Origin of the sequence: Gilliamella sp. wkB108, from assembly GCF_001690195.1 — a bacterium.
Classification (GTDB): Bacteria; Pseudomonadota; Gammaproteobacteria; order Enterobacterales; family Orbaceae; genus Gilliamella; species Gilliamella apicola_L.
Genome location: NZ_LZGM01000085.1, coordinates 60072 through 74764, shown reverse-complemented (window position 1 = coordinate 74764; position 14693 = coordinate 60072). Strand labels below are relative to the sequence as shown.

At 35.5% G+C, this 14693-nt stretch carries 12 protein-coding genes; all 12 read right to left on the bottom strand.

The window, feature by feature from the left end; translation table 11 throughout:
• Nucleotides 1-1049, bottom strand: a 1049-nt coding sequence (locus tag A9G11_RS09955) for a DUF6708 domain-containing protein (RefSeq protein ID WP_065619460.1), incomplete at its 3' end; no start/stop codon positions are given.
• On the bottom strand, nt 1049-3730 hold the full coding sequence (locus tag A9G11_RS09950) for a T6SS effector BTH_I2691 family protein (protein ID WP_065619459.1): 2682 nt from the start codon (nt 3728-3730) through the stop codon (nt 1049-1051). The genes A9G11_RS09950 and A9G11_RS09955, both read right to left, overlap by 1 nt.
• A 2-nt stretch (nt 3731-3732) precedes the next feature.
• A complete protein-coding gene (locus A9G11_RS09945) occupies nt 3733-4200 on the bottom strand; it encodes a hypothetical protein (protein ID WP_141674403.1) in 468 nt (155 codons plus the stop codon).
• Nucleotides 4127-4339: a hypothetical protein gene (locus A9G11_RS09940; protein ID WP_065619457.1), complete on the bottom strand. Its 213-nt coding sequence runs from the start codon at nt 4337-4339 to the stop codon at nt 4127-4129. The genes A9G11_RS09945 and A9G11_RS09940 overlap by 74 nt, the downstream gene beginning before the upstream one ends.
• 100 nt (nt 4340-4439) lie before the next feature.
• The gene (gene tssE, locus A9G11_RS09935) at nt 4440-4865 is read right to left on the bottom strand and encodes a type VI secretion system baseplate subunit TssE (RefSeq protein WP_065619456.1); all 426 of its coding nucleotides are present in this window, start codon (nt 4863-4865) and stop codon (nt 4440-4442) included.
• A complete protein-coding gene (gene tssJ, locus A9G11_RS09930) occupies nt 4862-5380 on the bottom strand; it encodes a type VI secretion system lipoprotein TssJ (protein WP_065619455.1) in 519 nt (172 codons plus the stop codon). Before tssJ ends, tssE begins: the two co-directional genes overlap by 4 nt.
• 18 nt (nt 5381-5398) lie before the next feature.
• Nucleotides 5399-6445, bottom strand: coding sequence for a type VI secretion system baseplate subunit TssG (tssG, locus tag A9G11_RS09925; protein ID WP_065619454.1), 1047 nt, complete (start codon nt 6443-6445; stop codon nt 5399-5401).
• Nucleotides 6409-8172 carry a type VI secretion system baseplate subunit TssF gene (gene tssF / locus A9G11_RS09920; RefSeq protein WP_065619453.1) on the bottom strand — a complete coding sequence of 588 codons (1764 nt, stop codon included), beginning with the start codon at nt 8170-8172 and terminating at the stop codon, nt 6409-6411. The genes tssG and tssF overlap by 37 nt, the downstream gene beginning before the upstream one ends.
• Nucleotides 8173-8227: 55 nt before the next feature.
• Nucleotides 8228-9835, bottom strand: coding sequence for a type VI secretion system protein TssA (tssA, locus tag A9G11_RS09915; protein WP_065619452.1), 1608 nt, complete (start codon nt 9833-9835; stop codon nt 8228-8230).
• A gap of 33 nt (nt 9836-9868) precedes the next feature.
• Nucleotides 9869-13198, bottom strand: coding sequence for an ImcF-related family protein (locus A9G11_RS09910; protein ID WP_065619451.1), 3330 nt, complete (start codon nt 13196-13198; stop codon nt 9869-9871).
• A complete protein-coding gene (locus A9G11_RS09905; protein WP_065619450.1) occupies nt 13199-14332 on the bottom strand; it encodes a hypothetical protein in 1134 nt (377 codons plus the stop codon).
• A 4-nt stretch (nt 14333-14336) separates the two neighbouring features.
• Nucleotides 14337-14603: a PAAR domain-containing protein gene (locus tag A9G11_RS09900; RefSeq protein WP_065619449.1), complete on the bottom strand. Its 267-nt coding sequence runs from the start codon at nt 14601-14603 to the stop codon at nt 14337-14339.
• Nucleotides 14604-14693 lie beyond the last annotated feature (90 nt).

The window sequence follows — 14693 nt, the reverse complement described above, 5'->3', positions numbered from 1 at the left end:
CCCCATTCGATACGATTATCTAAAATCGCTTGTTGTACACTGGGTGGATAGTCTGATAAGGTGGTTTCTTTCGGTACGGTTTTCCCTTTTCGACCAGCTTGACGAATGACTTTTGGCCAGCGTGGTTGCCAGCATAAACATTCCGAAATAAAGTACCCTATCGTGTAAAACGGTAATAATATTAAAAATACCGGTATCAATAAAATGTACATCCAGAATGTTGGGGCATTTTTTGCAGCATGGATCATCGGTTTTATATGTCCACTTAAACCATGTAAAGGCATCGGTAGATGCGTACTGAGCCAAGGTTTGGGTAGGTTATCCGGGCCTTCCTCCATATAACGGCGAATAAATTCCCATTCATCTTTATAATCTTGCGAATTATAGGTATTTTTACCAATCCCCACCGATTGAGCAACCGGAAAGCCTGTTTTATATGGGTGAAAGCTCATCAGATTTACCATATTGGTACCACCCATATCTGAGTCTGAGTTGCTAAAATTAGCGGGCATAATATGTTCCCACTTAAACACGACCGTACCGCCACAATATTTGGGGCGCTGAATATAGACTTGCCGAGTCACCCGATTAAACCGCACCCGAATATGGCGAATAGTGAATAACTCTAAACGATAAACATAACGGAAATAACGCACGTATAAATATGTTATAACCACAAACACAATAAAAGCAAATATCATTGCAAAAATATCTGATCCTATATTGATAGATTGATCATTATATAAATTTAACATAACTTCTACCCATAAATCCCCAAATGCTAAAGAAGGAAGAAATAAAAGTAAGCTTATCCAAGTGACAATCCCACGGAAATTTTCAAACATACCACCACGTATTTCTAAATAACGATCGTTATAGGCATAATAAGGACCAATTGGGCGTGGGTTATTACTAACTGATTCTTTGGTATAGTCTTTTTGCACTTCGCTAAGCTTCATATCGCCATCAAAATAATCTTTTCCTAATTTTTTGCGCGTTGATGCTTTAATTGAACTGCCAAACCACAATAAAAATTCACCGATATACATCAAAATGTCTCCTGAAGTGCTTGATGGAATTCTGTTAGTTCTTCCGTTAAGTCATCAAATTTTTTGTGCTCCACATTTTTACTAAAGCAACAACGATCTAACCATTTTTGTAGCGCATTATCGTCAAAAATAACTATTACGACGCTTACAACAACAACAATAAAGGTTGCATAAAAATTAATCAACCCCAGCGCTATTCCAACCCCTCGTATTGCTGCAAAACGCCCTAAAAATAACGCCCATTCAGCTACTTGAACCCAAATGGTTTTTTCAATACTGCCGGCAATGATCCTTTCTAGCCATGGGGATAGAGTACGTAAAGCCACTAAAAACTGTGATAGACTTAAAAGTAACGTAGCCATTGCTCTAGCATAGTATGCAATTGCTATAGCTGGTAGACCTTTCTTTTGTTTTCCATATCCATCCATAAAATCAAATATTGCCGACATCCCCCCAGCAATAGATGCTAAGCTTGCTCCCCATAAAAATAGCCGACCAAAGGCATTATACGTAACTATAGCGGTCTTTGAAGTTATGTTATTTCCGATACAATGCTCAATTACACTCGTTAATACTTGGAATATTGAAGCAACACTTGTCATTACTGATGCAACTAATTCAGCTTTTTCACGCGCATTCTTCCATCGACCTTGTATTATTTTTTGTGCTGTATCATAAACTCCAAACCCTAATACAATCATAGCGATACGGGTATTAGTTAAATCGGCATTTCGGAAATTTTCGCTTGCTATATGGGTTAATTGACCTGCACCTCGGGATGGTAAGGCTGAAAATTTTTTACCATTAATATTATAACCTAAGCGATACATTTCACGCGCTTCTTGATTGATGCTTGCCAAAATGAGATTACCAAAGCGGTTATGAATTTTTTGTTCAAACTTAGTCGTTGTTACCTGTAAAAAATGCCTCATTAAATCAGCGAAAGCCGTTGTTAAAAATGCTATCGGTAATCCGCGTTGAGCTAGTTGATCAATTATTGGTCCAGTTTTAGTAATATGATCTGTTAGCTTATTGAGTAAGTTAACAGCAGTATCAACCTGACTACTGTTACCATTGGCGACGGGGGAATCGGTAATAATGGCGTCTTCTTGCAATGCTATATACTCATTGATATCATTTATCAAACTTTGATTGTTGAAAGCATAAGCCCGCCAACATATATTAGCACGAGTAATTTGTGTTTCGCTCCACAAACTATCAAGTTCTTTCCTTATTATAGGTGAACTGCTTGTACCATTTACGCATGCCCCCACTTGCATTGTAAACATAATGCCATCTAGTGGTTTATCAGGATCGTATAAATCTAATGCCAACAACAACTGTTCAGATTTTAGCCACTTTGTATAATCTTGGCTGAAGTTTTCTGATTTCTTATCAGCGTCATGACATTTTTTATCAAAAGTAGCTTCAAATTTATCTATTTTTTCTTGTGATATGCGATTCCAATATTTTTCTTTAAATTCTTTATCAGATAATTCTTTCGTATATTCTTTTTCAACATTTTTGTCATAAAATTCTTTATTTTCAGCAATTTTACTATTAGATATTACTTTAGCGAAATCAGATACATAAGGACGATTGTTATATGCTCTTAAAAAGTCATAGTATTGATTTTGTTTATTTATTTTTTGTTTAATTCGCTTTTCATAAAATGACTCTCTAAGCCCATATAACTGTCTTAGAATCATTAAACGATATTCGTTAGATATCCCTTCTTCATCTTTTTTTTCCATCCATGGCTTCATCTCTTTTTCTAATGCCTGATGTCGAAAATTATTTAAACTTTGGGTTATACCGATAGCATCATTGACGACAATTGCAGCACCCTGATATTTTTTTAGTTTTTTATATATAGATAAATAACGATTATAATACTGCATAATTGATATATCATGAAAACAGGTATAATTACGGTATATAGAATCTATTTCAAATTGTTCTTTTTTCGCCAGAGTTTTTTCAAAAAATGTAAACTCCCCGTATGGTTTACTTTTTAAAAATTGTTCTTGGATACCTAACTTTTCAACGACTGAAAATTCTAAAATATTAGGCGAAAAATCATCAGGTAAAAGCGATTTAGTACCATTTCGGATTTCATCTGGAGTTATGCCATTAAGTAAATATAAATCTTTATCTTGATAAGAGGCTAATATATCGTCAGAAACTTTATCAGGTGAAAAGATAAAATAAATCTTAATAATATTTTTACTTTCTTTAAAACTAATATACGATGCATCTGCTCGATCCAATGCAATATTACAAGTATAAGTAGGAGGAATATTACTTACTTTTGAAACATCATCATGTTCAATCAAACATCCTTCTGGACTGGAAGTAAATACTCGCCATTGTTTGCCGGTATTACGGTGTTCTAACACATATAAATACCCTTGCCTTAACATCTGTATACAATATTTAGAGTTTTGTAAAGGTAGGTTTTCTACCATTTTTTGGGCAAATTTAGGTAATGATGGTACTTGAAAGTCAGATGTTTCATCTTTAGACTGTTTTATACTATCCGTTGTATAACCAATAATAGACATGCGGGAAGGTAATACATATAAATCTCCTTCCTTTTCTTGACATTTTGGACATCGTTTACCTGAATTGTTTTGATTTGAATTTGTTAACAGTGGAAGTAAATATTCAAGAGATGCCATTTTTAAATCCTTTCTTTTATATTATTTAAATAATACTCAATCTGATTATTATCATTATTTTTCATAACGTTGGATAATAAATCATAATCTACTTTTTCTATAAAAGTCTGTGTATTGACCATAGCATAATTAACTATACCGTTTAATTTATTTTTATCAGGTTGATTATAGGTAGCTGTATATACCCACTCTAACAATTGTTGAAGTGTTGTTTGTTGCATGACCGTTAAACTTTTATTTTGTTGTTTAATCGTCTGATATTCATAAGCATTATATGCTTGTGCAATATTTAAATTATACCATTGTTTTTTGGTTATTTTGTAATCAATGTCTGTAAGTAACTTTTCAGATCTATGATGCAATTCTATAAGAGTTTCATTCCAGTAATACCAATACTCAATAACACCTGATAGCTTTGTCAGCACTGGTGAAATTGATAATGTAGTGCCAAGGTTGGTTGAGTTGTTCATTGCTTTTAACTTGTAAGATTGAGATGGGACTGGATAAGGCATCAATGGTTAAGGTATAACGATTATGACTGATTCCAGCTAAGCCATTAACGACTTTTTCACCTAATTGATTAACGAGATCCTCAAGCACTTTTGCCATGCTATTCTCCTTGTTATTATTTGCTATTCATTCGTTTTGATATAATTTATATTTTGATTATTATTGATTATATTTAGAACGATTGAGTTAAATGATTGCTTTAGTAATAGTGACCTTTGCGTGTATATTTCAAACGAGCCTTACCATCAGGCATAAAGTAAGTTCCATATCTGACAAGTCCCCCTTCTTTTAAATGGCAAATAAGTTCATAAGCCAACACCATTTTGTCATTGTTTTTATCATCGATATTGATATCAATAGAAGCAAGTCTTGGTTCATAGGTTAATAGCGTTTTTTCGATTGCTCTCATTAAAATATAGGCTGATGAGGGTAAGGCCTGAAATATTTTTGATAGATCCGGTAAGCCATAATCAGGCATATGCTGTATTGCTCCCGCTCGGCTATTTAAAATTCGTTGAATATTATCCATTACACTAATGATTGTTTGTTCATTTTCTGATACATCATCAATTGCTATACCTGACTCAAAATAGCCATAAAGTATGTCGTATAACGAAGCACTCATTTACTTTCTTCCATTAGTTTGATTGTGTATTGACTTGCGACTATCTCTCGTGGTTTGTTAATATTTAAATCACTACGAGTCAAAACCAGTCGCCAACTGTTGTCTTTTAAATTTGGTTCTTTAAAAAGAGCGACAATACCGGCTACTTCAGCTTTTTTGTCAAAAGGAACATCAATGGATATAGATGTGTTTGGTTTTAAAACAATTTCTTTACTCTCAAGTAATGAGTCCTTTAATACTTCACTATCTTGATTAACCAAATCTTGATAAGAAACTGAATTAAAAGTGTCGGCTTCTTTTAATTGATAAATACGAACAACTACTGGCGAAGAATGTCCTTCATCATCCATATTTAATTCTGCTCTTGCGGTCACATCTAGATGTAAAGTTCTGACGTCCCATGAAAAAACAGAATTACTCAAATCAACAGCCCCTTCTGACACGCTTTGCGCAATACCGCATCCTGTTAGCCAGATGCTTAATAGGCTAGCAATTATTGCTTTAATTAGTCTCATTTTTATTCCCTTTCTTTTTTATGCTACGTAATCAATTCCAGAATAGTGACCTATGTTTACAGCCACTTCATCTTGAACAGGTTCACCATTTGCAGTGGTTTTAGTAAATGATGCAGTTTGCCCTAATCGGCTATTTTTTGATATTAGCTGACTTCGAGGTAAAAAACGGCGCTGAATATAAAGTGTCATTTTGGCATCAACTTGATAACCTAAATAAGCTCTTAACAAAGCTAAAAGGTCATGATGTAATTGCCCATCAGGCAGTAAATCAATAATCTGTTCTTCATGCTGAGGAGTGATGCCAATATGAACTGTTTGATTACACTCCCTAAAGCGAGATCCCAATATAGCTCCGCCATCCAAACCAACCCGTTGTTGTCCTTTGCCACCTAATTGAGCTGGATTATTTATCGATTGCCAAACTGGATAAAATTCACCTACCGTAACTTCTGCATCTTCGACCAATACACGAACTACACCCACAATACCTTCAGCTGTCCGTGTTTTTTGGGTGATTAGGCCTAATAAAGCTAAAAAACGTGATGAAGGTGTGCCGATTTGTTCTGCTGTGCCTTCAACCCCTAGTCCTGTTAATCCAAGTAAACATTGAGATATTGGATCTTTACCACCACTTAAAAAACTGGCTGGATAATGGTATTTCAACCAAATTCGATAGAATTGAGTTATGACTCGATGATTGAACATATCTAAAAAATCAGTCATAACTTGATAGTTTTCTTCACGACGGATAATGTTATCAAGTAAACCATGCGGTAATATTGAATCAACTCCATATAACCCTAAAAACCGAGTTCTCACTGTGGTGGGTCGATTTACATAAGGCGCTCTTTCAATATATTTGAGTTCACTAGCAGGAAAAGACATATCCACAGAAGGCGCAAAGCGTAGAGGATCAGCTACTGGCGTTTCATATTTACCCAAAATAGGTTCGTCAGCACACATCTGTTCAAGCAACTGACAAAAACGATAAAAATTCATTTTTGGCAGTACTTTTTCCATTGTCTGCATTAAAGGGCTGCTTTCGATACTTTGCTGTGGTTCCATACAATTTTATTTCCTGTTGGTAGAAGAATAATAACCAATTGCGTAAATAAATTAACATCGGCATATAATGCAAAAAATTGATGTAGTAATTCACCAAAGAGCATCACATCACCTTCACCAGTAAATTGGTAACTATTGATTGTCACTTCTATCTCTATTCCTCTTTGTAACATCCCTTTTTCGATACGTTTTATCATTCGATGAGAGACCTCAACAATGCCTTCTAGACGACGGCGATTTAGCTCGTTATCAGTCCAATCATATAAGGCTAATGTGCCACGTAAAACTTCAGCATTCATTAATGACAGGTAATTCGGTGCTAAATGGGATAGTACTCGCCAATAAAATCTATCTTCAGTCGGTGGATAACAAGGTAAAGTTGGTGAACATAAATTTTGAACTTTAGCGATACTGTTTTGCGAGCCACAAATTTCATGGATTCTTGCATTACGTAAGGCTTTTCGTGGTAACATACCATTGGTACCTGTAACGCGTAATGATAGGGTTTCGGTTTCAAGCACTTCATTTTTATCCCAAATCTTACCACCCAACACTAACCATGTATCATGTAATCCTGATGCGCCTTTGCGAACCCGAGTGTGATAATATCTTTCTGGCGCATCGTGACGTAACATACCACCTCGATGTTTAAAACTCGTGAAAGGGACATAACGATAACGACCATTACGAGTGATAGCCTCGACATTCTCAACCGAATAGACTTCGACATGTCCGTCTTGACTTAATAACGGGCGCAGTAAATATTCACTTTCCAATTGATTAACCACAATAGGATCTGCTTCCATATCAAATAAATTGATGACTGGTACACAGTGCAAGCGAATATTGTCATGATCAAAAGGCATATCAGTTGGCCAACTTTGATTGAGGACTAACTCAATATCAATGTAGCTACATTTTTCTGGTACATCGCGTATATTTAGTCCATGTAAATCGACAAACATAAATTTTTCACGAAATGCAAAATATTCCAATAAAAGCTGATAACCGCCAAAAGCATTGTCCGGTTTTAACCATAAACGTTCATCATCAGCAAATCCTACTGGCGTGATTTTTCCATTTAGTGTTACTCGATTTTCAGGTTGGGTTGAGTAACGCAAATGTATTGAAGCGACCTGTTGAGTCAATGCATAATGCAAGGTCGATGCGATAGGACCATCTGCATTTAAATATAAGCGTAATTGTGATAGATCAAGCTGTTCAAAATCAGCTAACTCACCAAAAGTCAGGCGAATGGTGATCATGCTTCGTCCATCATGATGAACACCGAGTTTCGCCTGACTAATTTTAATAGGCTGTAAGGTGACCGCTTGTGTGGTTCGATAAGGACATTGAGTACCAGCAGGCCCAAGTGGCTCAGTTTGTACTTGTAACCCTTTAGGGATAACTTCCAATCGAGATAAGATCGTGTAATTGGGTGTTAGCTCAACAATAGATAATGAGGGAATTAATCGTAAATAGTGAGGCCAGAGTAAACTGACTAAACTTTCAGTAAGTTCAGGTAAATCATCATCTATTTTTTGGCGTAATCGCCCTGTTAAGAAAGCAAATCCTTCAAATAACCGTTCGACATAAGGATCGCGATCTCCTACTCTATCTAAGTTCAATTGACTTGCTCTGTCAGGATGTATTTTGGCAAACTCTTTTCCTGCTTCTCGCAAATAACGCATCTCTGATTCGTAATAACGTAGAATTAAATCATCCATTGTTTATCTCTTTTGTTGTCATGTTATTTCTCTTATTATTTTGCCGTTAACGACCTTACATTACGCTTACTGCCCTTGCCGGATCTAATTGCATTAATTCATGTTGCAATTGTTCAATTTGTTTAAATAAATTTGGATTCATTTCATCTTTGAATTGATTTTTCTGTTTTATCAATCGTAATAAATATCGTTTGATATCAAATAACAGTTCCGGTTCCCATTGTAATAGTGTCATGGATTGTTGCCGTTCATTTAATCCCATTAATAATTTTAATGCGATATCGTGTTTACCTAATTGTTCGGCAATTCTTGCTTGGGTATATTGCAATAGATAGCGTTGCTTGGTTGAATGAAGTGAGGGTAAATGTTGTAACCATTGAAATGCCTTTTCTAAATTTTCATTGTGTGCCAATTCTAAGGCTTGTTTTTCAATCTCATTCCAATCGTTTTCACCTGACACTACTATAGGTGCAATATTTTCACCTTCATCTATGTGTTGTATATGGGCATATTTCGTTATCCAAGCTCGTGTTTCATCATCGGCAAATGGTGTTCCATTTTCAAAAAAGAGGCGTTCAACACCCTTTAGTCGCTCTAGCATTAAACCAATATCTGTCAAATAAATATCTGCCCATGATTGATAAGGTTCACCCATTTTTTGTAAAGCGATTACTGATGCTCGTTGTAGATCTAACCAAAAATGGTTCGCTGATTCCATGAAGGCCGTTTCTACGCGTTCAAAGAGTTCTGTCCACTGTTGTTGGATCATTAAACGGCTAATATGTTGTTTTAGTTCAGCTCTTGGTGCAGGTAAACGTGTTCTACCTCGATGATCTGCTGGTGGTAATTCAATAATGGTATCCCAACGGATCACACGTAAAAAACGCCCTGCTACAAAGTAACCTTCCGGTTTTTCGCGTAAAAAACTAGCCATTTTCCGAGCTTGATCGAGTAAATCTTGTTGAGATGTAATTTTTTTAACTTCATTAAGAGTTGATGTTTCTGATAATGGAATTGGTGCTGGCGCAGGTTGTTTTTCATCCGCCTGATTTGTTTTGATCGGTTGTTTGATAATATTTGTCAAAAAATTAGCAAATACAGTTAAATCAGGTGTAGCAATAGCTTGATTTGGGTCATCACTGCTAAACAGTGTTTGGCATTTTACATCAATCAAATTTAAGGCGACTACAATGCGAATCAAATTGATTTCGGTGATGGGTTGTAACTGAGTGAGTTCATCAATAAATTTGGCATTGGTGAGCCATTCTATCGCATTTTTACGGATATTTTGCCGAGAAGGGTAAATATCTGAACCAAATTTATCAAGTAAACTAGCTAATAGTTCGATACCATCAGCAAAGCCTTCTATGCCATCAATATGTAAACGAGCCAAACAATAATAAGTAGCAATGCGAATATCTTTACTGCTTTGTTTTAATATTATTTCACTTTCGGCTGCAATCATCTTGTAATCAATCTCGGATAATTTACCAATCTCTTCTTTAATTTCTTGAAAAGAATCATGGTAAGTTAAATCTTCACCCGTAGGGTTATCAAGAGTGATTGGTTGCAACCAATCAGCCCAATGTTGATTCAAGTCCTGTTTAATTGATTCACTTGGATCATGTTGCCCAAAAAAATGATTTAACAGTTCACTAAACATAACATTAATCCATCATTTTATTTTAATTAATCATTATTCAAATACCTTTTTCGGTAACGTAAAATTGCGTAATTTTAATAACGTCAAAGGTCCACCACCTAATTGCGTCCGTAAAATAAACCGTAGTTTACGATCATCAGGCGCTTTCCATATTAATTCGTATCGGCTTGAATCTAAAGGTTTGACAGAGGCCTTTTCTAGCAGCCGTATCCATGCCCAGTCACCACTATAATACTCATAAAGTCGTAATCCAGTTGCATTACTACTCCAACTGAGTTGTGAGTATGGTGAATAACCATCGCCCGGCCAATTAAAACGTTGCCACATAGGCGCTTGGTTAAAATATTCTATTTTTTGTTTATTGATAATTAACTCTGTGCGAGCAATCTTACTTCCACTACGAGGCATAATGTCAAATGATAAAGCCGCATCACCTGATGTGAGTAACTCTGCTGAGATATCATTGAATAATTTTAATGTTTCAAGGAATTTTGGTGAGAAGTTAAGACCTTGAGCATTAGCAGTATTAATGACCCATCCGCCACCTTTTTTCTCTAATACACCACTTAATTCAGTAGAAATAAAGTTGTCAATTATCCCTGTATCTGCTCGTAAAAAGCGAGCTAACTCAGCTAATGACGCTTCATTCTCACTATTTTTAAAAGGATAACGACCTGCAAATGATTTTTCCCATTGACTAACTATGTAATTTTGCCAAACATCGTTAAAACTTGTTGAGGCCGGTGCTAATACCACTTGCCAAGATTGTTCCAGTGGTTGTTTAAATAAGCTATAACCAAAACCAGACCACTCTTCACCTAAATTTGCCGCAATTAAGTTGCCATAATCTCTGGTTTCAGTTAAATCAATTGACGTACCTTTAAATACACTTTTGGCTAATCCTTGTATCATTGCTTGAGGATCAGCACTGTTGGTGACATTTTGTAATTTTAAACGGACTTGTGTTACTCGTAATAGATAGGTTTGTAAAGTAAGTCCATTGGTGTTGTCGTTTTTAAGTAAACTAGTTAATGGTAAAAATGTCGCAGTCAACGGTCCTGACGCTTCGTTATTTTTTGTTAATCCTGTTTGCGATTTATTGCCCATAAGTTCTTTTGCTGAACGGATCAAATTATCCGACAAACCACCACCAGTATAAGCTACCTCAGATTGATACTTCACCACATTCATTAAGGCAATTAAAGGAGATTGCCGTGTATCAGCCAGTAAGGTTAATTGTTCAATAACATCTGAAATATTATCTACCTGATGCCACTGAATTGTATTTAAAAAGTGTAACCATGCGGCACTATATTCACTAAAATAGCGTTCAGTAATCTGTTGTTTCAATACTTCCGGTGAAATTGATGAAGTTAACGTATTTTCACCATCACTTAATACCCAGTCAATTTGTTCTTGACGTGATTTAGCGACTTCGTCAATATCATCTTTTATGGTATCTTCCCATGCTTTACGGGTATATACACCCGGTATCTCCACTTCACTGGAGAAGAGTAAACGACTATCTAATCCTTCAAGTAATTGGTTGAGATTTAGATTTGCATAATGTTGGCTAGCACGTTGAATCATTTCTAAATAAAGCGTGTTAACCGCATTTTGTACCCCAATTTTATTGATTAAAACTTGACGAGCATCTTTAACTAAACGCACATCACCTTGCTGCGCCCAATTAGGATGTAAATTGAGCATTTGCCCCCAAAAACGAACTAAATCTGGCATTAATCTTTGCCAATCACCATTACTAATACCTTCTGGGGATTGCCAAATTTTTGCGGCAAATTGACTTAAGTATACGCCATCACTCTTGTCCGGATGACTCATCATCAAATACGCTTTTAGTACATCATATGCCGAATCGACCAATTTTATACGTTTAGGACTGTCAGGAGGCAATTTAGTCATTAAGGTTAAGTAGTCAGTCATCAAGTTATAAAAAGGTGTCGCAATATTTCGAGAATTGGTAGTGCGATAACTTAGCCATAATTTATTTAATAATTCGTCATTATGATTTAACCCAAAGCGATAAGATAAAGGTGCGCCGTTTTGCTGACGATATAAGAGCTGCTCTAATCGTTGTTGTAATTGATATTGTATTTCTAATCGAGCTGTATAATCTTTGTCAACAGAACTATCAGCTTGTTGAATAAGTTCAATACTGTCATCAATCAGTGAGGCATTACGGTAATATGAAGTTAATAAAGCGCAACCTAGCATTACCATGCTTCCAAATAAAGCATAGCAAGACACTGTTGCCCATTGAATGCCCATGCGTCGTCCTGATTGTAATTTTGCATCATCACTAATTGTCTGCCATGTTGGCGTCATTGGGAGATAATTTTCAAAAAGCTGTTTTTCCTCAAGTGACGGAAACTGATGAGGCATAAAAAACAGTCCACGAACGCGTGGAGAATGAGGAAATGATATCAATGAAGTTAAGTAACGTTTAATATTAATGATGTCACGTTTAACTAAGTCCTGACTTAATTTAAGTAAAAAGGCATAATGCGAGTTTTCTTTTATCTGTTGTACACCTCGTTTACTACACTCTCTGGCTAGTTGATTAAGGGATAAAACAATCGATTCCATTGTTTCTTTTTTTAATGTAGGAAATACCAGACCTACACTCTGTTCCATTCGTCCTTTTTGTGACCATTCACTACCATATCCAGATACTAAATAAACGGGTGCTGACCAATTTAATACTTTATTGCGAGCTTGTAGTTGTAATATAGCTTTTTCAACTAATAATTGTTGCTGACGATTATTGTCTAAATAGTTTTTAGGGACGATCCAAATTATGGCATCAATTGGTTTACGTAAAAAAGGCAAGCAACGAGAAAATTGTTTTTTTAACACTTGTAGCCATGGGGTATTTATTTCACTTTGGAGATCACCACCATATATCATTAACGTTTCATCACAAAACTGCCATAAATCTTGTTGTAAAAGAGGGAATAAAGATTCGACATCAGAAGATGCACCATATACAAGACATTTTCGGATCTTATAACGCCAAAATAGACCTGCTCGATATTTGCACTGTTTTTTAATCGCCAAAAATTCGGAAAACGGAATCGGTTTTTCTGCTTTTTTCTTTTCTTCTGGGTTTAGGGATTCCTGTTTTGCTTTATCTTTTGCCCATACTTTACGAGCGTTAGTTATAATAATAGGTGTTAATAATAATCCTAATAAAAATAACATCCCTTGCAACCAAATCGAGATTTTCTCTTTAGCTGTGACATAACCTAACTGTGTTCCCCAAAATATGAGTCCTACTGTCAATAGTAGCGCACCCAATAATATAATGAAAATTAATCCAATCCGTTTCCATTTATTTTTCATTTACGACTCCCTACTAACTGTTGTCACAACAGAAAATAACCATTGATTTTGGCTCATTGCTGTAATTAAATTATTTTTTTGGGTTTGTGTTATCATTTCGCATCCGAGTGCCAACGATAGCCAATAAGAAAGTTCTGTTTGATTACCCACGATACTTTCCAGTTTATATAACTGATCAGGTGAAATTTTTTGGTCAGCTAACAATTTGTTTATATCGACTTCTTGTTCAGCATTCAAATTAGCAAACCAAAGTTGTTTTACATCATTTATTGCTGGTTGCATTTCAACCATTTGATTCACACCGGTTAGTAAATTATCCGTTATCATTGGTCGAAGAATTTCACTTTTGGCAATATCAATCGCCAACTCCTGATAATGCTGTTTATCGGTCAATAACAAGGCACACAAGAAAGCTGATCCTGATGAAATAAAGTTATTGATAACGATTAATTGTAAAGATGACTGAGGTGTATCATACAACTCTGCTAATTTTTCGATGTTGGTACGAGAAACTATTTGATGATAAAGCTTATAAGGTTGAAGTATTTCTGCTGAGCGATAAGCGTTATTAATATCATCATCAATATAAGTGAAAGATTCTGGTGATGAATAAACAGTGATATCGATTACTTCGGTTTTAGGTATCGCTGATAAAACCTCTCGCAGAGAAAATAACAGATCCTCTGCATAATCTTTAAAGGTATATTTTTCATCAAATATTAATGAATTATTAAGTTGTACAATCTGATTGGGACTATCCAATAATAGTTTTTGGGTGCTTATTTGATTTGGTACTTTGTAAAAACTATCAAGTACCATTAATGATTGCATAGCCCATTCTTGCCAATTATGTTCAATATGGTTTTGTTCTTGTTCCCATATTTCATACTCTTCTTGCGCCAAGCCATACAGATATAATCGAACACTAACGACAATACCACTAATCACAGTTGGAATAAAAAGCACACCAACCCAAAATGTCCACTGCGAAATAAAGTTATTATCCGGCCACATGAGTGCAAGCAAAATAGCGGTTATAAGTATTAATATGATAAAAAACAGCACCCAACGACCACGATGTATTTTAACGGGTGGTTTTAGTGTGTTAATCACATTAGGTTTAGGCCATGACATGCTATTACTCCAATTCTGCACTGCCAATGGTGGAAATAACTTTACAGCCACACGCGCATAAACACTGATCAATAACCACAGCTTTATTATCTGAGAAACAAGTTTGAGACGCTTCTATGATTTTATTGACACCATGACCTTGTATAGGACAACTCACTAGATCACCAATTAATGCGACAAGTTTGCCTTCAATTGTTGTCGTTGAAGAAACCGAAATCACCATTCCGCCATGCGTTGTCGGATCACCTAAGCGAACAACGTTTCTACCCATTGTTTTATTCCCCTGTTGTTTATTCTTATTATTAACTTTCTTATTTTCTATAGCTTAATAATCAAATTAGGTCAGACATAATCTTGACTT

Bases quoted from the DNA above. Each gene is read 5' to 3' on its own strand.
- A9G11_RS09950 (WP_065619459.1), bottom strand. From the start codon at position 3,730: ATGGCATCTCTTGAATATTTACTTCCACTGTTAACAAATTCAAATCAA.
- A9G11_RS09945 (WP_141674403.1), bottom strand. From the start codon at position 4,200: ATGAACAACTCAACCAACCTTGGCACTACATTATCAATTTCACCAGTG.
- A9G11_RS09940 (WP_065619457.1), bottom strand. From the start codon at position 4,339: ATGGCAAAAGTGCTTGAGGATCTCGTTAATCAATTAGGTGAAAAAGTC.
- tssE (WP_065619456.1), bottom strand. From the start codon at position 4,865: ATGAGTGCTTCGTTATACGACATACTTTATGGCTATTTTGAGTCAGGT.
- tssJ (WP_065619455.1), bottom strand. From the start codon at position 5,380: ATGAGACTAATTAAAGCAATAATTGCTAGCCTATTAAGCATCTGGCTA.
- tssG (WP_065619454.1), bottom strand. From the start codon at position 6,445: ATGGAACCACAGCAAAGTATCGAAAGCAGCCCTTTAATGCAGACAATG.
- tssF (WP_065619453.1), bottom strand. From the start codon at position 8,172: ATGGATGATTTAATTCTACGTTATTACGAATCAGAGATGCGTTATTTG.
- tssA (WP_065619452.1), bottom strand. From the start codon at position 9,835: ATGTTTAGTGAACTGTTAAATCATTTTTTTGGGCAACATGATCCAAGT.
- A9G11_RS09910 (WP_065619451.1), bottom strand. From the start codon at position 13,198: ATGAAAAATAAATGGAAACGGATTGGATTAATTTTCATTATATTATTG.
- A9G11_RS09905 (WP_065619450.1), bottom strand. From the start codon at position 14,332: ATGTCATGGCCTAAACCTAATGTGATTAACACACTAAAACCACCCGTT.
- A9G11_RS09900 (WP_065619449.1), bottom strand. From the start codon at position 14,603: ATGGGTAGAAACGTTGTTCGCTTAGGTGATCCGACAACGCATGGCGGA.